Source organism: Streptomyces typhae (assembly GCF_009755605.1).
In the GTDB taxonomy this organism is placed as follows: domain Bacteria; phylum Actinomycetota; class Actinomycetes; order Streptomycetales; family Streptomycetaceae; genus Streptomyces; species Streptomyces typhae.
The window spans coordinates 100,928-122,403 of the sequence record NZ_WPNZ01000014.1 but is presented as its reverse complement, the minus strand read 5'-3'; the positions used below and the strand labels follow the sequence as shown (position 1 = coordinate 122,403).

Annotated in this window: 21 protein-coding genes, 1 tRNA gene and 1 pseudogene; 7 read left to right on the top strand and 16 right to left on the bottom strand. The window is 71.4% G+C overall.

What is annotated here, in order from left to right:
• The first annotated feature begins 19 nt into the window (after positions 1 to 19).
• The 4 genes from GPA10_RS25190 to GPA10_RS25175 all read left to right on the top strand — a co-directional run bounded on the left by GPA10_RS25190 (position 20) and on the right by GPA10_RS25175 (position 5,019).
• A complete protein-coding gene (locus GPA10_RS25190) occupies positions 20 to 424 on the top strand; it encodes a PPOX class F420-dependent oxidoreductase (protein WP_058846312.1) in 405 nt (134 codons plus the stop codon).
• 103 nt (positions 425 to 527) lie between these two features.
• Entirely contained in the window at positions 528 to 1,931 is a 1,404-nt protein-coding gene (gene cysS, locus GPA10_RS25185; protein ID WP_058846311.1) for a cysteine--tRNA ligase, read from the top strand.
• Between the two features lie 176 nt (positions 1,932 to 2,107).
• Positions 2,108 to 3,049, top strand: coding sequence for a 23S rRNA (guanosine(2251)-2'-O)-methyltransferase RlmB (rlmB, locus tag GPA10_RS25180; protein WP_058846310.1), 942 nt, complete (start codon positions 2,108 to 2,110; stop codon positions 3,047 to 3,049).
• A 125-nt stretch (positions 3,050 to 3,174) separates the two neighbouring features.
• The gene (locus GPA10_RS25175) at positions 3,175 to 5,019 is read left to right on the top strand and encodes a DoxX family membrane protein (RefSeq protein WP_343041316.1); all 1,845 of its coding nucleotides are present in this window, start codon (positions 3,175 to 3,177) and stop codon (positions 5,017 to 5,019) included.
• A 91-nt stretch (positions 5,020 to 5,110) separates the two neighbouring features.
• On the opposite strand, the gene GPA10_RS25170 is transcribed toward GPA10_RS25175, so the two are convergent.
• The 3 genes from GPA10_RS25170 to GPA10_RS25160 form a co-directional block, all read right to left on the bottom strand.
• Positions 5,111 to 5,845, bottom strand: coding sequence for a nucleotidyltransferase family protein (locus GPA10_RS25170; protein ID WP_058846308.1), 735 nt, complete (start codon positions 5,843 to 5,845; stop codon positions 5,111 to 5,113).
• A 58-nt stretch (positions 5,846 to 5,903) separates the two neighbouring features.
• Positions 5,904 to 6,365: a hypothetical protein gene (locus tag GPA10_RS25165; RefSeq protein ID WP_058846307.1), complete on the bottom strand. Its 462-nt coding sequence runs from the start codon at positions 6,363 to 6,365 to the stop codon at positions 5,904 to 5,906.
• A gap of 448 nt (positions 6,366 to 6,813) precedes the next feature.
• Positions 6,814 to 7,950 carry an ABC transporter ATP-binding protein gene (locus GPA10_RS25160; protein ID WP_157167493.1) on the bottom strand — a complete coding sequence of 379 codons (1,137 nt, stop codon included), beginning with the start codon at positions 7,948 to 7,950 and terminating at the stop codon, positions 6,814 to 6,816.
• A 261-nt stretch (positions 7,951 to 8,211) separates the two neighbouring features.
• Here GPA10_RS25160 and GPA10_RS25155 point away from each other — a divergent pair.
• A tRNA-Thr gene (locus tag GPA10_RS25155) sits at positions 8,212 to 8,285 on the top strand.
• 508 nt (positions 8,286 to 8,793) lie between these two features.
• Positions 8,794 to 9,000 (top strand): helix-turn-helix domain-containing protein, encoded by a 207-nt coding sequence (locus GPA10_RS42740; RefSeq protein ID WP_343041300.1) that lies wholly within the window; start codon positions 8,794 to 8,796, stop codon positions 8,998 to 9,000.
• Positions 9,001 to 9,003: 3 nt separating this feature from the next.
• On the opposite strand, the gene GPA10_RS25145 is transcribed toward GPA10_RS42740, so the two are convergent.
• The 4 genes from GPA10_RS25145 to GPA10_RS25130 form a co-directional block, all read right to left on the bottom strand.
• Positions 9,004 to 9,453, bottom strand: a complete 450-nt coding sequence (locus tag GPA10_RS25145; protein ID WP_157167492.1) for a hypothetical protein — start codon at positions 9,451 to 9,453, stop codon at positions 9,004 to 9,006.
• Positions 9,450 to 9,644: a hypothetical protein gene (locus tag GPA10_RS25140; RefSeq protein WP_157167491.1), complete on the bottom strand. Its 195-nt coding sequence runs from the start codon at positions 9,642 to 9,644 to the stop codon at positions 9,450 to 9,452. The genes GPA10_RS25145 and GPA10_RS25140 overlap by 4 nt, the downstream gene beginning before the upstream one ends.
• Positions 9,641 to 10,102 carry a hypothetical protein gene (locus tag GPA10_RS25135; RefSeq protein WP_157167490.1) on the bottom strand — a complete coding sequence of 154 codons (462 nt, stop codon included), beginning with the start codon at positions 10,100 to 10,102 and terminating at the stop codon, positions 9,641 to 9,643. Before GPA10_RS25135 ends, GPA10_RS25140 begins: the two co-directional genes overlap by 4 nt.
• A gap of 106 nt (positions 10,103 to 10,208) precedes the next feature.
• On the bottom strand, positions 10,209 to 11,468 hold the full coding sequence (locus GPA10_RS25130; RefSeq protein WP_246259693.1) for a helix-turn-helix domain-containing protein: 1,260 nt from the start codon (positions 11,466 to 11,468) through the stop codon (positions 10,209 to 10,211).
• 108 nt (positions 11,469 to 11,576) lie between these two features.
• Between GPA10_RS25130 and GPA10_RS25125 the strand changes: the two genes are divergently transcribed.
• On the top strand, positions 11,577 to 11,759 hold the full coding sequence (locus GPA10_RS25125) for a hypothetical protein (RefSeq protein ID WP_157167489.1): 183 nt from the start codon (positions 11,577 to 11,579) through the stop codon (positions 11,757 to 11,759).
• A gap of 55 nt (positions 11,760 to 11,814) precedes the next feature.
• Here GPA10_RS25125 and GPA10_RS25120 read toward each other — a convergent pair whose 3' ends face one another.
• The 9 genes and pseudogenes from GPA10_RS25120 to GPA10_RS25080 all read right to left on the bottom strand — a co-directional run bounded on the left by GPA10_RS25120 (position 11,815) and on the right by GPA10_RS25080 (position 21,467).
• Positions 11,815 to 12,084 (bottom strand): hypothetical protein, encoded by a 270-nt coding sequence (locus GPA10_RS25120; RefSeq protein WP_157167488.1) that lies wholly within the window; start codon positions 12,082 to 12,084, stop codon positions 11,815 to 11,817.
• Positions 12,084 to 12,515, bottom strand: a complete 432-nt coding sequence (locus tag GPA10_RS25115) for a hypothetical protein (RefSeq protein ID WP_157167552.1) — start codon at positions 12,513 to 12,515, stop codon at positions 12,084 to 12,086. Before GPA10_RS25115 ends, GPA10_RS25120 begins: the two co-directional genes overlap by 1 nt.
• A complete protein-coding gene (locus GPA10_RS25110) occupies positions 12,515 to 12,700 on the bottom strand; it encodes a hypothetical protein (protein ID WP_157167487.1) in 186 nt (61 codons plus the stop codon). The genes GPA10_RS25115 and GPA10_RS25110 overlap by 1 nt, the downstream gene beginning before the upstream one ends.
• A gap of 2 nt (positions 12,701 to 12,702) precedes the next feature.
• On the bottom strand, positions 12,703 to 12,933 hold the full coding sequence (locus GPA10_RS25105; protein ID WP_157167486.1) for a hypothetical protein: 231 nt from the start codon (positions 12,931 to 12,933) through the stop codon (positions 12,703 to 12,705).
• Between the two features lie 172 nt (positions 12,934 to 13,105).
• Positions 13,106 to 13,690: pseudogene (locus GPA10_RS25100) on the bottom strand (N-acetylmuramoyl-L-alanine amidase); the annotation flags it as partial.
• A gap of 64 nt (positions 13,691 to 13,754) precedes the next feature.
• Positions 13,755 to 15,371 carry a right-handed parallel beta-helix repeat-containing protein gene (locus GPA10_RS25095; protein ID WP_157167484.1) on the bottom strand — a complete coding sequence of 539 codons (1,617 nt, stop codon included), beginning with the start codon at positions 15,369 to 15,371 and terminating at the stop codon, positions 13,755 to 13,757.
• Between the two features lie 10 nt (positions 15,372 to 15,381).
• The gene (locus GPA10_RS25090; RefSeq protein WP_157167483.1) at positions 15,382 to 16,602 is read right to left on the bottom strand and encodes a poly-gamma-glutamate hydrolase family protein; all 1,221 of its coding nucleotides are present in this window, start codon (positions 16,600 to 16,602) and stop codon (positions 15,382 to 15,384) included.
• A 1-nt stretch (position 16,603) separates the two neighbouring features.
• The gene (locus GPA10_RS25085) at positions 16,604 to 19,339 is read right to left on the bottom strand and encodes a hypothetical protein (RefSeq protein WP_157167482.1); all 2,736 of its coding nucleotides are present in this window, start codon (positions 19,337 to 19,339) and stop codon (positions 16,604 to 16,606) included.
• A 10-nt stretch (positions 19,340 to 19,349) separates the two neighbouring features.
• On the bottom strand, positions 19,350 to 21,467 hold the full coding sequence (locus GPA10_RS25080) for a phage tail family protein (RefSeq protein ID WP_157167481.1): 2,118 nt from the start codon (positions 21,465 to 21,467) through the stop codon (positions 19,350 to 19,352).
• Positions 21,468 to 21,476: the final 9 nt, after the last annotated feature.

Genomic DNA, 21,476 nt, shown 5'->3' with positions numbered 1-21,476 from the left:
CACCCCGCAAGGAGACACCGTGACCGCAACACTCTCCGACGCCCTCAAGGCGCACCTCGACAACCCGGTCTTCATCATCGTCGGCACCCTCCAGCCCGACGGCAGCCCCCAGATGTCACCGGTCTGGGTGAAGCGGGACGGCGACGACGTCATCTTCTCCACCACCGTGGGCCGCCAGAAGGAGAAGAACCTGCGCCGCGACCCGCGCGTGACGGTGCTCCTCCAGCCCTTCGACGCGCCCTACACGTACGCGGAGATCCGCGGCACCGCCACCCTCTCCTCCGAGGGCGGCCAGGAGCTCATCGACGAGCTGGCGCTCAAGTACACCGGCCAGCGGTACGCCGAGTTCAATCCGCAGGCCGGCCAGGACGCCCCGCGCGTGGTCGTCCGCGTCACGCCCCGCAAGGTGACCGGAAGGCTCTGACGGCACCCGCGGGCCACCGGCACGGCACCGGCACGTCACAGTTGTGTGCCCTGTGTCCCCCAGGGGGCGCGGGGCACTGCCCTTGGCCCACTACCCTGGAGTGGTGACGATTCGCCTGTACGACACCAGCGCCCGGCAGATCCGTGACTTCAGCCCCCTCGTCGAAGGCTGTGTCTCGATCTACCTGTGCGGCGCCACGGTGCAGGCAGCCCCGCACATCGGACACATCCGGTCGGGCCTCAACTTCGACATCATGCGTCGCTGGTTCGCCCACCGCGGCTATGACGTGACGTTCATCCGCAATGTCACGGACATCGACGACAAGATCATCAAGAAGTCCGCGGAGCAGGGCCGCCCCTGGTGGTCGATCGGGTACGAGAACGAGCGCGCCTTCAACAGCGGCTACGACGTCCTCGGCTGCCTGCCCCCCACCTACGAGCCCCGCGCCACCGGCCACATCACCGAGATGATCGAGATGATGCGCGGCCTGATCGAGCGCGGCCACGCCTACGAGGCCGACGGCAACGTCTACTTCGACGTGCGGTCCTTCCCCGGCTACCTGGAGCTCTCCAACCAGGAGCTGGACAACCTCCTCCAGCCCGAGGGCGAGGGCGAGACCGGCAAGCGCGACCCGCGCGACTTCGCCATGTGGAAGGCGGCGAAGCCGGGGGAGCCGAGCTGGGAGACGCCCTGGGGCCGCGGCCGCCCCGGCTGGCACCTGGAGTGCTCGGCCATGGCCCACAAGTACCTGGGCGAAGAGTTCGACATCCACGGCGGCGGCATCGACCTGATCTTCCCGCACCACGAGAACGAGATCGCCCAGGCCAAGGCCTTCGGCGACGCCTTCGCGCGGTACTGGGTGCACAACGGCTGGGTCACCATGAGCGGCGAGAAGATGTCGAAGTCGCTCGGCAACTCGGTGCTCGTGAGCGAGATGGTCAAGCAGTGGCGCCCGATCGTCCTGCGCTACTACCTGGGCACCCCGCACTACCGCTCGATGATCGAGTACAGCGAGGAGGCCCTGCGCGAGGCCGAGTCCGCGTTCGCGCGCATCGAGGGCTTCGTGCAGCGCGTGGTGGAGAAGGCCGGCGGCGTCGTCGACCCCGCGGGCGAGGTGCCGCCCGCGTTCGCCGACGCCATGGACGACGACCTCGGCGTCCCGCAGGCGCTCGCGATCGTCCACACCACGGTCCGGCAGGGCAACTCCGCGCTCGCCGCCGACGACAAGGAAGCCGCCGTGGCGCGCCTCGCCGAGGTGCGGGCCATGCTCGGCGTCCTCGGCCTCGACCCGCTCGACCCGCACTGGGCGGGCGGCGAGGGCGACAGCGGCGAGGATCTGCACGGCGTCGTCGACACCCTCGTACGCCTCGTACTGGAACAGCGCGAGTCCGCCCGCGCCCGCAAGGACTGGGGCACCGCCGACGCCATCCGCGACCAGCTCGGCCAGTCGGGCCTCGTCATCGAGGACAGCCCCTCGGGACCGCGCTGGACGCTCGGGCCGCGCTGACCCCGTACGCATGCTGATGTGCCGCCGGCGGACACGGGCGGCACACTGCATATACGTACACACGTCACACGCGTGCGCACGTCCCACACGTACGCACGTCACATACGTACGCCAGTCAAATGCGTCCGCACGCCCCGCGCGCGGACGCACACCCGCTTCACACAGACAGGTAGGTCATGGCCGCTAACAACCGCCGCATGTCCGGCAAGAAGGGCGCGCAGGTCGGCAGCGGCGGCAAGCGGCGCCGCGCCCTCGAGGGCAAGGGGCCCACGCCGCCCGCCGAGATGCGCAAGGGGCACCAGAAGCAGCGCGCCGCCCAGGCCAAGGCGCGCCGCGCCGCCGGACGGCAGGCGCCGCGCGGCCGGGGCGGCAAGTCGGCGTCCGAGATGGTCGTCGGCCGCAACCCCGTCTACGAGGCCCTGCGCGAGGGCGTACCCGCGACGACGCTGTACGTCCAGCAGTTCATCGACAACGACGAGCGCGTCCGCGAGGCCCTCCAGCTCGCCGGGGAGCGCGGCGACATCCACCTGATGGAGGCCCCGCGCCCTGAACTCGACCGGATGACGAACGGCCTCAACCACCAGGGCCTCGTGCTCCAGGTGCCGCCGTACGAGTACGCGCACCCCGAGGACCTCGCCGCGGCCGCCTACGACCAGGGCGAGGACCCGCTCATCGTCGCCCTGGACGGCGTGACCGACCCGCGCAACCTCGGCGCCGTCGTCCGCTCCGTCTCCGCCTTCGCGGGCCACGGCGTCCTGGTGCCCGAGCGCCGGGCCGCCGGGATGACGGCCAGCGCCTGGAAGACGTCGGCGGGCACGGCGGCGCGCACGCCGGTCGCGCGCGCCACCAACCTCACCCGCGCCCTGGAGGCGTACAAGAAGGCGGGCATCGCGATCGTCGGCCTCGCCGCCGACGGCGAGCACGAGATCGGCGAGCTCGACGCCCTGGAGGGCCCCGTCGTCATCGTCGTGGGCAGCGAGGGCAAGGGCCTGTCCCGGCTCGTCGGCGAGACCTGCGACTTCCGGGTGCGCATCCCCATGCCCGGTGGCGCCGAGTCGCTGAACGCCGGTGTCGCCGCGGGTGTCGTGCTGTACGAGGCGGCGCGCCGCAGGCGCTGACGGAGTCGTCCGCCGGACCCCGGCAAGCACCCGTCATCCGCCCGCTAACAGGTGCTTGACGGGGTCCGGACATTTCGCGTGGGTCAAGGCAGTGTCCAAACCACACATCACTCGGTTAGATGAGTGTGGACACCAGAACACCCCGCACACCCACGGGGGGACGCTCGTCAGGGTTCGACGACACTCCCGCGCTGAGCATGGTGAAGGTGCCCTGCGACCCGGCGCAGGTCATCGTCAATCACGCGAGCTTCCGCGTGCAGCTCCCCACCGCCGGGCGGACCCAATCTCCGCGCATCGCACGCAACTTGAACACCGCGGACGAGACCGCGCGCATCCCCGCCGTCGGCGCCGCACCGGCGCGCAGGCGCGCGCCCGTCGTGTGGAGCGGCAAGTCCGCGCCGGGCGACCTCGACGCGGGCGGGCTGTTGCAGGCCGCCCGCGCGAGCGGTGTGCGCCGTTCGGCCGAAGGGGCCGGTCGCGACGGTGACGCCGGCACGGCGCTCGGCGGCCGCGACCCCTTCGACGACGGCGGCTCCACCCAGACCATCCCGCGCGTCGACCTCGACGACCCCTACGGCGACCCGGCCGAGACCGCCGCCTTCATCCCGCCCCGCGACCCCGCGGAGACGGCCGCCTTCGCCCCGCCCCGGATGCCCGCCGAGGGCACCCGGCTGCTGCCGCAGATGCGCCTGCCGGGCAGCGCCGACGACGAGCACCGCGCGGCGGCCGCGGCCGCCGTCCCGTACGACGACGACGGCGACGGGGACGACTACGACGACCGGCACGGCGGCCACGACGACCGCGGTGCCGGTCCCGACGCGTACGACGACCGCGGCGAGGCGACCGGGCGGCGCACCGGCGCCGGGACGGGCGCCGGACAGCGGTACGCCTACTTCCCGGGCCGGCGCATGAACCTGGGCGTCGTGCTGCTCCCGCTGCGCGTCTTCCTCGGCTTCATCTCCATCTACGCCGGCATGGGCAAGCTGTGCGACCCCGTCTACTTCGACGGCGGCGAGCGCGGCTCGATGATGAAGTGGCTGAACTCCCTGCACCCGTGGGCGCTCGCCGAGCCGCTGCGGGACTGGGCGCTCCAGCATCCGGTGGGTGCGGGGCTCGTCATCGCCTTCGCCCAGGTCATCGTGGGCGTGCTCACGGTGCTCGGCCTGTGGCAGCGGGTCGCGGCGTCCCTCGGGGTGCTGCTCTCGGCCGCGCTCCTGGTGACGGTCAGCTGGAAGACCGTGCCCGCCTACGACGCGCCGGACATCATCTATCTGGCCGCCTGGTCCCCGCTGATCATCGCGGGTGCGCCGGTGTACTCGGTCGACGGCAGGCTCGGGAGCGAGGCCTGGCGCACGCTCGGGCCGCGCGCCGAGCTGTGGGAGCTGCGGCGCCGGGTGCTGCGGCGCGGCGCGCTCGTCGGTGCCGTCGTCGTCGGTCTCACGCTGATCGTCGGCTCGGTGCTCGGCGGCGCCGTGCGGGACGCGGACCGCGTCACCGTGCCGGGGCCCGGCGAGGCCCCGCGCAACGAACTGCCCGGATCGCCGCTGCCGCGGGACGAGGACGGCGAGCGCAAGGTGCGCCGCGACCGGCAGAGCCCCACGGCGCCCGCCGCCGACGCGCCCACCCAGGGCAGCTCCGCCAGCCCCACCCAGGGCGCGGCAGGCACCCCCGGGGCCGCCCCGGAGACCGGCGGAGCGAGCGAGGGCCGGCCGAGCGCGACCCAGGGCACCGGCGGCGGTCAGGCGCCCTCGTCGCAACAGCAGCAGCAGGCGCCCCCCGATCAGCAGCAGCCCGCGGCCACCAGCGGCCCGGCGGCCACGACGGGCGGCGGCACGGGTGGTACGGGCGGCACCGCGAGCGGCGGCGCCACCAGCAGCAGCGGCACCACCGGCAATGGCACCAGCGGCGGCAGCGGCACCGGCGGCAACGGCGACAAGCCCCGCGGCCTGCTCGGCGGTGTCCTCGGCTGAGGCGCTCTCCGTACCTTTCGTGCCCTTAGGGCTGTTCAGGCCTTCCGTACGAGACGGGGCCCCGCACACGAGCTGTGTGCGGGGCCCCGTTTCAGTGCGCCGGGGACGCCAGTTCCTTCGCGGCCTCCGTCAGGTCCTTGGCGGTGTCGATCGCGCGCCAGTACGCGCCCTGCGGCAGCGGATATCCAGCGAGGCGCCGCTCACGGGCGAGGCGCGGGAACGTGGTGCGCTCGTGGTCGCCGCGGTCCGGCAGCAGTTCCGTGAAGGACGCCGAGAAGACGTACACGCCCGCGTTGATGAGGTACGGCGACGGCGGGGCCTCGATGAAGTCCGTGATGTGGCCGAAGGCGTCGGTCTCCACGGCGCCCCAGGGGATGCGGGGGCGGGCCAGGGCGAGGGTGGCGGTGGCGTCGCGCTCGGCGTGGAAGGCCGCCATGTCCCGCAGCGAGAAGCGGGTCCAGATGTCGCCGTTGGTCGCGTACCAGGGCTCATCGGCGTGCGGCAGGTGCGCGGCGGCGTACTTGAGTCCGCCGCCGCGGCCGAGCGGCTCCGTCTCCACGACGGTGCTGACCTTCAGCGGCAGGTCCGCGGACTCCAGCCACTCCTGGAGCACCTCGGCGAGGTGGCCGCAGGAGACGACCGCGTCCGTGACGCCCTCGGCGGCGAGCCACGCCAGCTGGTGGCCGATGATCGGCACCCCCGTGCCGGGGATCTCGACCATGGGCTTGGGCCGGTCGTCGGTGTACGGGCGCAGGCGCGAACCCTGGCCACCGGCCAGGACGACGGCCTGCGTGGGGCGTGCGGAGTGGTGGGCACCGGAGGTCATGACGGCACCCTACGCGGCGCTGCGCGCAGGGTGCCGTGCTGCCCTCGCCGCTGCCGCGTCAGCCGTTGTGGTGGGCTGCCACGCCCGTCGCGAAGGACGTGTCGCAGACCGGTCGCGCGTAGGACTGGGCGCGGCTCGGGCCGTACGCCCGGACGGCCGCGCGGCCCAGCGCGCGGGCGATGGACACGCAGTGCTTGGCGAGCGAGGGGTGCCGGTCGACCTCCTGCTGCAACTGCGTGAGGGCGACGCCCGGGTTCTTCTCCTGGAGCTCCAGGAGCAGCCGGTCGCGCAGGACGTCCTGCGGGGCACGGGACTTGGCCGGTGCGGACAGGTCGCCCGCGGAGGCGGTGAGGACCGAGTCCGATGAGGATCCGGACCAGTTGACCCGGGTGACCGCGAGCGTGCCGGACAGCACCAGGACGACGGGCAGGACGAGGGCGAGCGTGCGCCCGATGCGGCGGCCGGGGCCGCGGTGGTGGCCTGGGCGCGGCTTCTGGGTGTGGTTGGCGGAGTGCGTCACGCGAGTGAGAGTAGCGCCACGTGATGATTTGGCGACATTTAGTCACCCGGTCGAGCGACCCGCAAAAGTGTCCGGGCCGTTATGTGTTGACGTACGCGGATCGAAATGACCGTTGTGCCGGGGTATTTGTCGACACCCTCGAAGGGGGGCGACACCCGTGGCGCCCGTGGCGCCCGTGGCGCCCGTGGCACCCGTGGCACCCGTGGCGCCCGTGGCACCCGTGACGCCCGTGAGGGGGACGGGCGGGGGTGGACGCGCGCCGGGCGGCCGAAGGGCCCCGCACCGGGGTGCGGGGCCCTTGGGAGGAGGCGGTGGTGCGACGCGTGCGCGTGCCGCGTCAGTCGCTGCGGTGCTCGCTCGTCGGGCTTGCCGCGTCAGTCGCTGAGGCGGTCGCCTGTCGGGCTTGCCGCGTCAGTCGCTGAGGCGGTCGCCTGTCGGGCTTGCCGCGTCAGTCGCTGAGGCGCTCGCCCGTCGACGTCGAGAACACGTGGATCTCGCCCGGACGCGGCACGACGTGCAGCTGCGCGCCCTTCTCCGGCACCCGGCGGCCGTTCACGCGGACCACGAGGTCCTTCTGCTCGCCGCCGACCTCGGCGGTGCCGTAGACGTAGCCGTCGGCGCCGAGCTCCTCGACCACGTTCACGGACACGGCGAGGCCCGCCGGGGCGTCCTCGGTCTCCTTCGACAGCGTCTTCGCGGTCTCGCCGTTCTGCTCGACCACGTCGAAGTGCTCCGGGCGGACGCCGACCGTGACGGTGCGGTCGCCCTTGTCGGACGCGGCGGCGAGGGCCTCGCGGTTCACCGGGACCACCGAGTTGCCGAACTTCACGCCGCCGTCGGTGATCGGGACCTCGACGAGGTTCATCGCCGGGGAGCCGATGAAGCCGGCCACGAAGAGGTTCGCCGGGCGGTCGTACATGTTGCGCGGCGAGTCGACCTGCTGGAGCAGGCCGTCCTTCAGGACGGCGACGCGGTCGCCCATCGTCATGGCCTCGACCTGGTCGTGGGTGACGTACACCGTGGTGATGCCGAGGCGGCGCTGGAGCGAGGCGATCTGCGTACGCGTGGAGACGCGGAGCTTGGCGTCGAGGTTCGACAGCGGCTCGTCCATGAGGAAGACCTGCGGCTCACGGACGATCGCGCGGCCCATCGCGACGCGCTGGCGCTGACCGCCGGACAGGGCCTTGGGCTTGCGGTCCAGGTACTGCGTGAGGTCGAGGATCTTCGCGGCCTCCTCGACCTTCTGCCGGATGGTGGCCTTGTCGACGCCCGCGATCTTCAGGGCGAAGCCCATGTTCGCGGCGACCGTCATGTGCGGGTACAGCGCGTAGTTCTGGAACACCATGGCGATGTCCCGGTCCTTGGGCGGCAGGTGCGTGACGTCGCGCTCGCCGATGCGGATCGCGCCGCCGTTCACGTCCTCCAGGCCCGCGAGCATGCGCAGGGAGGTGGACTTGCCGCAGCCGGACGGGCCGACCAGGACGAGGAACTCGCCGTCCTCGATCTCGATGTCGAGACCGTCGACGGCGGGCTTGTCGGAACCCGGGTAGACACGGGTTGCCTTGTCGAACGTAACAGTGGCCATGGTGAGGGCCCCCTTCACCGGCAGGAACGTGCCGGACGATCCGAGTAAAGGATGGGTCGACCAGAGTGGTCGAGCAGCAGTCGAGCAGAGTGGTCGAGCAGGATGGGTCTAGTCCACGTGAGTGAACTGCCCGTGACGCTACCCCGCAGGTCGTTGGTCTGTCAGTAGCCCAGGGGTCATGAGCTTCGAGGAAATTTTCGACTACCGGGCCGGTCGCGTTGGTTACACTTCACGGGCACGCTCCCGGGCGGGACCGTGCGTGCCTCCTTAGCTCAGCTGGTCAGAGCGCCGCTCTTGTAAAGCGAAGGTCGTCGGTTCGAATCCGACAGGGGGCTCTGTTCTGAGCAGGGCATAGGCCCCGGTTTCCGCAGGTGAAGCGGTATCCGGGGCCTCTTCCTTGCCTAGTGAGTGCACTCTGGCTACACCCTCACGACACTCTGACTGCACCCCTGATGCTGGGGTCCGTCCCCTAAATATCCCCTAAACGATCATTGCGTTCGTGCTGGTCACTGGCCCGCAAACGCCAGACTGCCCCCGCGGCCGAAGCGTGCGGGGGCAGTCCCAAGTGCCGGGCCATCACCGTGAGGGGGGACTCAACCGGTGCGGCCCGACACGCCCTGGGGGTGCGGGCGGTACCTCATGTGTAACAGCCACCGGCTGCCGAGGTCATCGCCCGTACGAGTGAACACATGTTCTATTACTGGACCGTACATCTAGCCCTGCGGCATATGCCAGAGCGGCAGGGCCCGTATTCCATGATCCAAAAATGAACGGTCGACTATGCAGACACTCCTGCATGATCCGGCAACCGTTGGCTGAGTGCCAGCCCCACCGTCCGAGCGAGTGCTCGCTGCTCGCCGCGCCGTCGGTGAGCGCATCCGCATCGCCCGCGTCCACGCGGGCCTCTCCCAGGAGAAGCTGGCCGAGCGCGCGGGTATGGATCGGCAGGCGATCGGACGGATCGAGCTGGGTCACGCCAGCCCGCTCCTGGACAACTTGGTGCGCATCGCCGACGCCCTCGGCGTCCCCCTGGCTGACCTAGTCCGCTGACCTCTATATGCCTGGCTGCGCCTCGCGCCGGGCAGCCTGGTACGCGGCTCTCAGGGCGGTGGGGTTGGAGAGGGCGAGGGGCAGGCGGGGCGGGATGACCCACGTGCGGGACGACGGCGTGAGCGGTACCTGTTGCGCGGGGTCCGGCACGGCCAGGTTGTCGCCCCAGCTGAGTGCCACCGTGGCGGGTGCCTTCCAGATCGCGGCGCCGCCGGGTGGTACGAGGACGTAGAAGTAGGACGACCCCTGTAGTGAGGCGCCGACGCTGTGCCGGGCCCTGTGTAAGCAGTTCAGGGTGGGCCAGCCCAGATGCTTGGGTAGCTGGATGGCGTCCCAGAGGCGGCCCACGGGGATCGGGGCGAGGGTGCCGTTGTCCCACGCGGCGGTGACGACGTCGAGGTCGGCGCCGGCCGGGAGCAGCCAGTCCAGGTCCGCGCGGGCGATGCGGATCACCGCGTGTCTCCCGTGCGCTCCCGGAGAGCTCGGATGGCGGCGCCCTGGGCTCGCTTCCAGGAGAGACGCAGACGGGTCCCCTTCGGGCAGTAGTCCGTGCGCTGGCAGGGCGGGCAGCAGTTCAGGTGTCCTGTGTACGTCGCGTAGACCCGCGTCGCTGTCGCGTTCAGCTCTGCGGTGGTGGCGCTCATGACTCGATCGCCTTCAGCGGCTCGGCCGTCGCGAGGAGCGCTGCGAGGTGGGCGGGGTCGCACAGTTGCCCGTAGCGCTGCGGGGGCACGGTCCATCGCGTCACGGGGGAGACCTGCTCGCCGACGCGCGGTACGGCCAGGTAGGTGCCCGAGCTGAGCCGGACGGCGTCGCCCTGCCACTCGGCGTCCGGTGCGACGAGTACGTAGTACTGGCCGCTGCCGGTACGGCTGTCGCGTATGACGGGTCCGTGCAGCCAGCCGTCCAGCGCTGCGGCCACGGTTTGCGGGTCGGCGCTGCCGAGGGCGTCGTGGAGGAGCTGGCCGGGTACGCGGATGGCGTCGAAGCGGACGCCGAGGGGCAGGAGTGCGACCCCGTGGTTCGCCCATTCCGCGTGGGCTTGGCGGGGCACAGGATGCGTTGCCGCTAGCCAGTCGGTGACCTGTGCACCGGGCATCATGATCCCCTCACGTTGATCAGTACGTGAGGGGATCGTCTCTCTCTGTGAGCTGTGAGGACTCACAGATTGTGAGCATGATTCTTTGCGAATCCGCTTGACTTCTGGATTAGATGCCTACCCAACGGGCGAAACCAGCGATCGAGTCGTCGGCAGCACGGTCCTGCCGCACCAAAGCCGCAGCCAGATGGCGCGTCGTCGGGTGGAAGCGGGTGTGCACGGGAGACAACCGCCGAGCCTCGGCCAGATCCCTGAACGCCCCATGCCGATCGCCCTCCGCCAGACGCGCCGCAGCCACATCGATGTGGTGGTGACTCGCACGCTCCGCCGGAAGGCCAGCAGGCAGCACCCACTCGGCCTGGTCCTGCTCCTCGCCCCACCCCCGCAGTCGCGCAAGAGCCTGCTCGGTGTCCCCCGAATCGATCAGCGCGGCGACCTCGTGGATCCGCACATTGGTAGGCCCGAACGCCATCTCGTAGTACCCGACATCCCGGCCGCCCAGCATTCCCGTCGCCGCTCGCGCCTCGTCCAGCCGGGCCCATGCCGCTTCCGGGCGGCCGCTCCGGGCCTCCACCATGGCGATCTTCAGCAGCAGCGCGCCGTAGACAGCGGATCCCGCCTCGCTCATGGAGTCCTCCGGAGACAGGCGCTCGACTTCAGCCAGGAGCCCCTCAAGCAGGCGCCGGGCGGAGTTGAAGCTGCCCATGCGCAGCATCGCACCGGCCTTGAGGTAGGCGGCGGTGATCTGAAGAAGGGGGTCCCCTGACCTGTCGGCAGCCCAGTGCACCCGCTCGACGGCCGTCAGGCTGAGATCGTGGTACCCCATCTTGTGCGCGAGGCTGTTCGTCGCCCGGTACCCGCGCGCAAGCCACGTGTACGCCTCACGGCGCTCCCGATCGGTCTCGGCCATCAGGGCCCGGTGCGTCAGTTCCGACAGCAGGCCGGGCAGGAGCGGCCCCATCGGGACGTACTGCCCGGCCTGACGCATCTGGCTGACACGGCCCATCTCCGCTGCCAAGTCCGACAGCGGGCGGGGCGCCACCGTCAGGTCATCGGGGTTGTCGTAGGTCAGCAGTATCCGCCGCAAGTCCGGGATGACCGCTTGCACTTGATCTTCAGTCTCCGCGCCGTTCATGTACGGCTGGCCGGTGATCCTGTCAGGGCCCACGCTCAGAGCCGTGGCAAGCTGCGCGATCAGACCGGGGGCCGGAGTGCGACTGCCTGCCTCGACCTTCTCCAGCAGACTGGGTGAGATCGCTACGCGGCTGGCCAGGGCCCGCGTGGTGAGCTGCCGCATCTTCCGCAGCTCGCGGATCCGCTTCCCGACGTGGTGCATGCCTGCCATGTCGACCTCCTGTGCGTCCGCCATCGTCGCCAGCGTACGGGCGGCATTCGGACAGCGGGTAGCGGCCGAGCAACGAGCCGAAGGGGAGCGGGGCCGGGGCCGTCTGTCGGCGGCGCCCTCTACGCTTGCCCCATGTCCCCCAACTCCCAGCACCGTGGCCCCGTGCGGCCTGCTGCGGCCGTGAACGAGGACATCCGCGCACTCTGGACCGACCCCCGCATCGGACTCACCCACGAGCAGCGCGCCAGATACGAGCACTTGCTCGTCGAGTGGATCACCGCCACCCGCGCCGCACAGATCGTCATCGCCGCCTGACCCTGGACATGACGAAGCGGCCCCGCTCTCCCGGAGGAGGGCGGGGCCGTGGTGTTCAGCGCCAGGGGGTGAGGTCGAGTTCGGCGGGTGGTTCGGGCGCGGGCCCGGCGGGGGTGTCGGGGCCGACGCGGCGGGCCCATCCGTGCAGGTCCAGGTAGGCGCGCGTCAACAGCTTGCGCTGTGTGCGTTCCTCGGTGACTTCCCGGTCGAGCCGGTCGGTGATCGTCTGGAAGTCCGATCGGCGGTTCGTGGCGCGGGACTGCGTCCACGTCAGCAGGCCGACGATCAGGGCGACTCCGGCCGCTGCGAGTGCCCCGACATCCATCAGCGGCCTCTCTTTCTCGGGTGCGCCGGCGGCGGGTCGGCCATGCCGGAGACGAGGACGACGCCGATCGTGAACGCCCCCCACCCGCACGCGCTGCCCACCGCTTCGGGATAGGTGCTCGCCGCCGCCACGGTGAACGCCCCTGACCACAGGCCCGCGGGGAAGCCGAGCGCCGTGTACCCGGCGGACTGGATGCGCGGGCAGCGGACAACCAGGCCGGCCGCGGCGGCGGCGAGGCCGCACACCACCCACATCCAGCCGAGCAGGTCCAGCGGCACGTACCGGGTGATGTGGTCGAGGCTGCGGGCGGTGCCGTAGCGGGGGTTGCCGACGATGCCGAGTCCTCCGTAGAGGGCCCAGCCCGCGCCGACGACGACGAGGAAGGCGCGGCGGCGGGAGACCTCCCACCGTCGCGCCGCCGCACCCCACATCAGAAGCCCGGGGTGCTGGGCTTGTTGGGCACGGCGTAGGTGATGCCCCACGCGCCGAGGACGGCGAGGACGATCGTGACGACCTCACCCGTGGCGAGGGTGCCGTCCTGCGCGGCCGTGACGGCGGCGGCGGAGCCCGCGGCCACACCGGCGACGAGGGACTTGGCGAAGCTGGAGATACGCATGGTCAGGACTCCTTCGGGGCGTCGGTCCACACGAAGCGCGTCGCGCCCTGGTGGCCGTGGACGTGTTCTGCGTGCTCCAGGGACTCCCAGAACACGGTCGACGGGCGCTCGCCGCGCCAGCGGATCGATACGGTGCCGTCGGGCCACACGACTCCGTCGGCGACGGTGCCGGTGCCGGAGATGCCGGTGATGTCGGTGTCTCGTTCGAGGGTGAAGAGCCGGGGTGCTGCCATGCTTGCCTCACTTCTTGGGGAGCTTGAGCTTCTGACCAGGGGTGATGGCGTCGGGGTTCTTGAGGACGTTCAGGTCGGCGATCTCCCGCCAGCGCCCGGCGTCGCCGAGCTGGGCCTTGGCGATCGAGGTGAGGGTGTCGCCCTTGCGGACGGTGTACGTGCTCGTCGGCGTGAGGCGGTCGCGAACCTGGCCGCGCATCCAGTCCATGCCGAAGCCCTTGGGGTCGATCTTCCCGGGCTGCCACTCCAGATGGCCGATCACGGACCGCTCGCCCCACCGGTGCGCCCGGCACAGGGCGGCCGAGACGCGCTCGATCGCTTCGAGCTGGGCGTCGGGCCACGGGTCGCGGCCGTCGCCCAAGTTCACGCACTCGAAGCCGTAGAAGTGCCGGTTGCCGTCCGTGGACGCCTCGTTGTCGGCGGGCAGCGCGCGCTCGTCGATGACCGCGCGCAGGACGTCGTCGTCGCCGAGGCCCGCGTGGTTCGCGCGCCCGTACCCGACGAGGTGCACGACGCCCTTCTTGTCGATGACCCCGTGACACAGCGGGCCAGGCAGCGCCGAGTGCCCGTCGCGGCACAGGCGCACCGACGAGTCCGTGCCGGACGTCACCGTGTGGTGGATCATCACGCCGTGCACGGGCCCCCAGGGACCCTTGTGGTTGCGGTTGTGGCGTGTCCAGGTGCCGACCTCCTTCACGGTCAGGCCCTCGGCGCGGAGAGCCTCGAGGAAGCGGGCGGCGGACAGGGGTGTGGCCATACGGGCCTCCAGACATGACGAAGCCCCGCGGCCAGAGCGGCGGCGAGGCGGGGATGAAGCGGATCTACTGGATGTCGGTGGCGGTGGTGTTCGGCGTGGTCGAGGAGTCGTCGATGCCGGTGCCGCCGGAGCCGGACCAGGTGCCGCGCATGTCGTTGCCGAACCGGTGGATCCCGGTGCCGGAGCTGATGGACAGGCCGCGGACGGCCTTGGTCGTCGAGGAGCCGGGACGGCACTTGTTGCCGGAGATCGCCACGGCTGTCGGGCTGGTGGACACGCGGATGCCGTAGGAGGAGCTGGCGACCCTGTTGGCGCCGTCCACGAAGTTGCTGCGGATCTGCACGTCCGATCCGCCCTGGACGAGGATCCCGGAGTTGGCGGGGTCCCTGATGTGGTTGGCGAGGATCTCGCTGTTGTCGCTGGTGACCATCGTGATCCCGTTGGCCCCGGCGGTCCACACGACGTTGCCGTTCAGCACCGTGTTGTTCTGGTTCTCGGTGCTGATGCCGGTCCCGGCGACGTTGGCGACGATGTTGTCCGCCACCGTGCAGCGCGAGACCCGTTCCAGGCGGATACCGGCCTGCCCGCCGGACGTGCCGTCGATGCTGTTGCCGACGATCGTCAGGTTGAGGATCGTCCCCGTGGCTTCCCCCAGGGCGATGATGGCGTTGTCGTATCCGCCGCCGGAGCGCATCGTGTTGCCGACCACGGCCAGGTTCCGCATCACCTGCGACGCGGAGGTCTGGTTGCCGTTGGGGTCCTTGGTGTCCTCGGTGTCCGCCACGATCACGGAGCGCAGGCGGACACCGCTGCCGCAGCTCACGAAGGTGTTCGAGTTGATCACGGCGTCTTCCCAGTTGTACGCCGACACGGCGTACTGCAGGAGGCCCTCGAAGCTGTTGCCGATCACGCGCACGCGCCGGTGGTACTTCGTGATCGTCGCGGAGTGGCTGCCGATGCCGCGCGGCCACGCGGTGGTGCCCGCGGTCCCGGAAGCACCGAAGTGGCAGCCCAGGATCAGGACGTCCTCGCACGGGGTGTGGTCGTAGGGGCCGAAGCCACCGAAGACACCTACGCTCTTGGCGAGGTCGAGCTGGATGGCTTCGGAGAAGTCCCGGCCGCCGGGGTCGACGTACCCCCTGAACTTGCAGTTCCGGATCACGCCGTGCGACGTCGAGTTCAGCTCGATGGCATGGAAGCCGGGGGTGTCCCGGATCTCCAGGTCCTGGATGACGATGTCCGTGGCGTGCCCGATGGAGATGCACATCGCCGAGCCGGTGAGCCCCGACGTGGTCCCGCGCATGTTCCACAGGCCGCCCTCGATCGTGATGCGGGAGTGCCCGGTGTAGCCGCCGAAGTCCTGCCCGGCATCCCCATTGATGATCATGGTGCCGGAGTAGTTGCGCCGGAACTCCGCGCCCGCCATGAGGGACAGCCTGGTGTTGTTGTAGATGCGCAGGGTCTGGTTGATCAGGTAGATGCCCGGCGGGACGACGACCTGCGCGCCGCCGAGATCCCGCGCCACGTTGAGGGCGAGCTGGATGCCCGCCGCCGCGTCCGCCGTCCCCGAGGCGTCGGCCCCGTAGTTCGTCACCAGCAGACTCGCCGCCTGCTGCATCGAGTTGAGGCGCCCGGCGGTCACGTCCATGCCCGGCTGCCACTGCCCCACAGGTGTCGTCAACGCGCCCCTCCTAGAGTGATGCGATCGCCGGATGCGCCAGCCGCACCGGCGCCCCCGCGGCGTGGGGCTTGGTCACGCCGTTGACGGCCCTGGCCACGGCGAAGGTCTGCCCCCCGCCCGGGGTGCTCAGCTCGGCCCACGAGGCGATGACGGGCAGGGTGCCCGTCGTGCTCGACGACAGAATCGAGCGGGCGCCGAGCGACCCGGCCGCCGTCAGAGACGTGTCGGTGACCTCCTGCTGCCACGCCGTCGGCTCGATCCCCTCGGCCAGCCAGGCTTTCGCGCGCAGGGTGCTCCCGGCGATCTGGAAGCGGAGCGCGAAGCGGGTGCCGGGGCTGTGCGTGAGCCCGGTCGGGTAGGTGATGCCCAGCAGCGTTTCCGTCCCCGCGAGCCGTTTGCGGAGGGTGAGGTTCACGGCCCGGCCGGTGTTGAACTCCAAGCGCGCGAGGTAGGCGTTGCTGGCGTCGGCGTAGCGGCCGACCAGGGCCAGGAACTGGCTGCCCCCGCTGGCGTAGCGGTCGGTGCCGACGGTCATCTTCATGTCGATGTCGGCGGACGGCGCCGGGATCAGGGCGTACCGGGAGACGTTGATGGTGCCCATGGAGACGAGGGCCTGCCCGCCGTAGGCCGCCTTCACCGCGGTGGCGTACCGGTAGAACGTCTCCGTGCGGGCGCCGGACTCGCGTACCGGCCGGGACCAGTCGTCACCGGGGAAGAAGCTGCGGCGCAGGGTGCGGCTCATCTCCAGCTGCACGCCGCCATGAGGGCCGATGTTGCAGATGTTCGCGGGGTTGGTGCCCGCGATCTCGCTGGGGGCGTTGGTCACCGTGAAACCGGCCGCGGTGAGGTTGCGGTGCACGCGGGCCACCAGCTGCGCGTCCAGGCCGCCGAGCGCCGTCGTCGGCTCCCCGTCGGTGCCCACGTAGCCGTGGAAGGAGAGGCAGCGACGGGACGCGGTGACCATGGCCAGCGCGCCAGGCTCGTCGTAGTTCGTCGACGTGATGTGCAAATCCCCGTTGTCGATCGGCTTCATCCCGTCGAGCTCGTAGTACCGCATGCGGGTCCCGGCAACCTCGCGGGCCATCTCCCCGGAGCCGATTTCGATGCCGCCGCCGTGGATGGCGATGGACGCCCACGTGGCGCCGGCCGGGCTGGCGGAGCGGATCTGGTAGTCGACACCGGCCGTCTCGGCCGCACTGAGTTCCGCCCAGTTGTCGTACAGGTCCGGCATCTCAGGCCCCCTCCACGCTGTAGTCGGAGGAGGAGCCGCCGGACGTCGTCCACGTCTGCCCGGAGTCCGCGACGCCCCAGCCGTTCGCCACGTTGCGGCCGTAGGTGTCCTGTACCGCGCTGCCGATCGCGGTCACGCTGATGCGCTCCCCGCCGACGTCGATGAGGATGGGCATCTCGACGGGGTCCGTGGTCCACGCCGGGCCCTGCGTGGTGGCGACGGACAGCGTGGTGGCGGCCGCGTCCACGCTGCTCGCCAGGGCGGAGCCGTCGGTGCCGACCTTGCCGTACACGGTGTGGTCGGCCTGGGCGGTCATCCACGGGCCTGCGGGCGAGCAGTTGAAGGTGATGTCCCACCGCTGCAGGTCGAGGGTCTCCTGCCAGCCCTGCACGATCAGGTCGATGTCGTTGTAGGACACCCACGGCGGGAGGCCGGTGAGCCGGATCATGTCGCCCTCGCGCAGGGCGAGGACGGCGGGGATGAGGTGGGGTGCCTTGTGGAGCATGACGGACACCGCGGGGAAGCGGGCTCCGTCGTAGGTGCCCAGGTGCAGGTGCCAGTGCGCGTGCGCCTCGGGCTGCACGTCATCGTCGAGCGCGAGGGTCTCGGCGGTGTCGTACAGGCCGATGCCGTCCGGCGGGTCCTGCACGGACAGCGGGCCCGCCTCGAGGGCGGCACGCGCCGAGGACCCCCCTTCGCGGGAGATCGTGACGTCGTTGCGCACGGCTTCGTCGTCGTCGACGGGAACGAGCGGGTGGGCCAGGCCCGCGGCGGTGTAGTCGAGGGTGAGCGCGGGTTCCTGGGTGTAGAGGGTGGAGCGGTCACGGTAGATCAGGCCGATCCGGGAGTGGTCCTCCAGCAGCAGGCCGCCGTCGACGTCGGCGGCGGCCTCGAGGAGGGACAGCAGCGTCTCGGAGCGCTGGGCGCCCACGCGTTCGGGGGTGAGCGGGCCCGCGATGCGGCCGATGGGAAGGTTCTCCTCGGTGGCCAGGCGCAGCATCCTCGCCCACGCGGTCTCGCCCGCGTAGCCCTTGTCGGAGCCGGTGTACAGGGCGCTGTTGGCGGTGCGGAGCACGGACAGGTGCCCGAGCGCCCACCCTTCGGTGAGCGGCCCCCAGGTGGCGGTGACGGCGGTGACGGCTCCGGCGGTGCCGGTGAAGCTGCCGCTGAGGCTGGCGGCGTCGCCGCCGACGTCCTGGACCGCGATTCGCCAGTCGGTGCTGCTGCCGGTCTCGCGCGCCCACAGGCGCAGGCGCACCCAGCCGTGGAAGATGTCGCTGCCGAGGCCGACGACGCGGAAGATGATGTCCGTGCCGGTGGCGTCGTAGCCGTAGATGCGGGCGGCGCCGGCGCGCATGGCGATCACCCATCGGCGCACGGTGCCCGTCGTCGACACCCCGATCACCTCGGCCCACGGGCCCGTGCCGCTGGGGATCTTGTCGTCGGCGTTGTAGACGAGCTCCATCTGCCACTGCCCGGTGCTGGTGTGAGCGGGCACGACCGCCGCCAGGGTCCCGGCCGGGCCGAGCCGGGGCAGGGCGCGCGAAGAGGGCAGCGTGTCGACCGCTGCGAACTCCACGCCGGTCAGGGCGGCGGGGGTGACGCCGGGGATGGGCGAGTAGGCGCGGGAGGCCTCGCGGTCTTCCTCCATCGGCCAGTACGCGCGCGGGGTGCCTGAGGGGATCCGGCGCCGGAGGGTGGAGTCGAGGGGCTTGGCGCCCTGGCCGTAGCGGCGCAGGATGCCCGCGGCTTCCACCGGGGTCCACACATCGGATCCGTCGGGCTGCCATTCGGTGGGCCAGGAGGCGATCTCCCCGACGAAGCGCGGCTCACGGTCGCTGATCGCCGCCGCCGCGGTGAGCGCCCACGTCCGGCCGGCCGCGTCCGTGAACCCGGTGGCTCCCGCCGTCTGCGCGGTGAAATCCGGGCTGGCTACCACCGTGCCGTCGATGCCGGAGCGCACCTCCGCGGCGTACACGCGGCCCTCGATGGGGCGCCGGGGTGCGGTCAGGGTCAGGTCGGTGGGGCCCATGGTGAGCGGCGCGGTCCCGGAGTGGAGGGTGATGGTGCCGGACAGGGTGGAGGTGGTGCCGAACTGCGTCCACGGTCCGGCGAGCGTGGGCGCCCAGTAGAAGCGCACGTCACGGCCGCCGGCGCCGTTGTCGGTGTCCAGGGTGGCGCGCAGGGCGGCGCGGCGCGGCAGCGCGGGCAGCGCCCGGGAGTGGAAGGAGTCGCTGGAGAGACCTCCCCCGGTGGAGTACGTGAAGTACAGCAGGCCGTCGACGAGCTGCAGCAGGTAGGAGCGCTGGTCGCCGGACGTCTCCCACTTGCCGATCAGGGTGTGGGCGCCGGGGGCGTACCAGGAGGCTTCCGCCTCGATGCGCAGGTCGAGGTCGCCGGTGATGTCCAGGGCGGCGGTGTCGGGGGTGGAGGCGTAGGAGTCGGAGGCGCCGGTGAGCTCGAGGTAGGTGACGGTGCCGGGCACGGACACCCGCACGCGGGTGTTGCGGCCGATCAGCCCGTACAGCGGCGACATCGGGTTGCGCGGGCTGTACTTCCCGCCCGCGTTGTTGATCGTCAGGGACAGCTTGCCGGGGTCGGTGCGCGTGCCCTGGTCCCGGCGGCCCACGTCGATCACCTTGGGGTCGCGCACGTACACGTCACCGCTGATGGTGGTCCACACGCCTGCCAGCTGCAGGTCGGTGCGGATGTCCAGCGGGGTGCTGGGGAACGCCACCGTGTTCTCCTTACTTGCCGAAGGCGGTCTGTACGTTGCCGCGGCCGTCGTTGGCGACGATGGAGCGGATGAGCCGCTTGACGGCTTCGGGGCCGTCGACGGTGATGCGCACGTCCACGGCCTGCCGGACAGCTCCGGCCGCGGACGGCCGGGACACGGCGTTCAGGCCGGGCACGTCGACGAGTCCGGCCAGGGAGCGGTTCATGGCCGGGGCGGCGTCCTCGGCGCCCCGGGCGATGCCGGGCGGAATCCACCGGCCGATCTGGTCGGCCATGAGCTTGGAGGGCGAGCCGATCCGCAGGGCCTTGGCGATCGGCCCCGGAATGATCGACTTGGCGAAGCTGGTGAGGCTCGACTTCAGCCAGCCGCCCATTGAGCGCACTCCGGCCATCAGGCCCCTGATCAGGTCCTTGCCCTTGCCCAGCAGCAGGTTCTTCAGGGAGCCGATCGCCGAGGAGATCCGGCCCGGCACGGCGCGGATGAAGCCGAGGAAGGACGACACGCGCGCGGACGCTGCGGACCGGAAGGCGGTGAACGCGGTGAACGCGGTAGTGCGCAGGACGCCGAGGAGGGCGGCGATGGCCGAGCGGACCCGGCCGGGCAGTCCGGCCAGCCACGACACCATGGCGCGCATGGTCGCGATGGCGAGGTCCTTGGCGCGGGTGAACCAGCCGCCGATCATGCCGGGTACCTGGCCGAGCCAGGCGACGGCGGCCAGGACGGCCTGGATCGCGGCGGACACGGCCGTGCGCACGGCCGTCCACGCCATCAAGGTCCAGGCCTTGACGCGGTCCCAGTTGGCGATGACGAGGGCGACCAGGGCGATCACGGCGGCGATGACCCAGCCGATCGGGCCCATGGCGATGAGCCAGGAAGCGGCGATGCGGGCGGCGGACACCATCGCCATCGCGGCCATCGCCACGTACCGGGCGATGGTGACGGCGGCGACGCGGATCATCGTGGCCAGCCACGTCGCGGTGGTCCGCGCGGCCGCCATCGCCCACGCCGCCGCGGTCCGGGCGGCGGAGGCGACGGCGCGGGCGGCGATGCGGGTCTGCGCGGCGATGCTGGTGGCCGCGGTGCGCACCCAGCTGCGGGCCAGCGTGCCCAGGCGGGAATTCAGCAGGTCGCTGGCGGTGTCGACCGCCGAGGAGGCGGCCCGGAAAGCCTTAAAGGCGATGACGCCGGTGAGGATGGCGGTGGCCAGCGCGGTCACGGCCTCGGGCGGAAGCGCGTTGATGATCCGCGCCAGGGCCATCGCGACGGTGGCGGTGACGCTGATCAGCGGGGCGAGCGCCACGACCAGGCGCAGGGCGGCCTGCGCGAGGGTGCCCAGGGTCTGCCCGCCCTGGCGGGCCAGGGCGATGAAGTCGGCGAACCCCTGGGAGTCGCTCAGGCCCTGCCCCCAGCGGGCGAACGCGGCGGTCGCTTCCTCGAACCCGCCGGACATCTCGTCCGACAGCGGCAGGAACGCCTCGATGATCCCGCCGATACCGACCGCGATGTTCTTCAGCCCGGACAGGAAGGACTTCAGGTTGCGGCCGGCGACCTTGGCCATGGACTCGGCGAACGCCTGCAGGCCCTTGCCGCGGGTGCCCCGGTCGATCTCGTCGACGAACTCCCCGAACACCTTCGAGGCTTCCTTGACGAAGGGAGTGAGCAGCGGCAGCAGACGCCGGGCGACCTGCAGTCCCTTGGTGAACACCGGCATGGTGCTCGAGGACAGGCTGTCGGACCACGCCGAGTAGTCCTTCTTCAGGCCGATGAACTCCTTGGCCATCGCCCGCGTGTGCGGGGGCATCGCGGCCAGGGCGTCGGTGTAGGCCTTCTGCTTCTCCGCCGCGTCCTCGGCGCCCGCGGCCGCCGCCTTCTCGGCCTCCTCGGCGAGCGTGGCGGCCTCGGCCACCGATTCCATCTGCGGGCCGACCGCCATCTGGAAGGCCTTGGCGGCGATGCCCGCGGTGGCGAACGCGGCCGCCATGCCGCCCACACCGGCGGCGACGGCGGCCGCGGCGGGCACGCCGATGCCCAGCCCTGCGACGGTCTTGCCGAGGCCGCCGAGGATGCCCTTGGCCCGGTCGGCGCCGGCGCGCAGCTGGTCGGTGTCGATGCCCAGGCGCACCGTCATCGAGGCGAG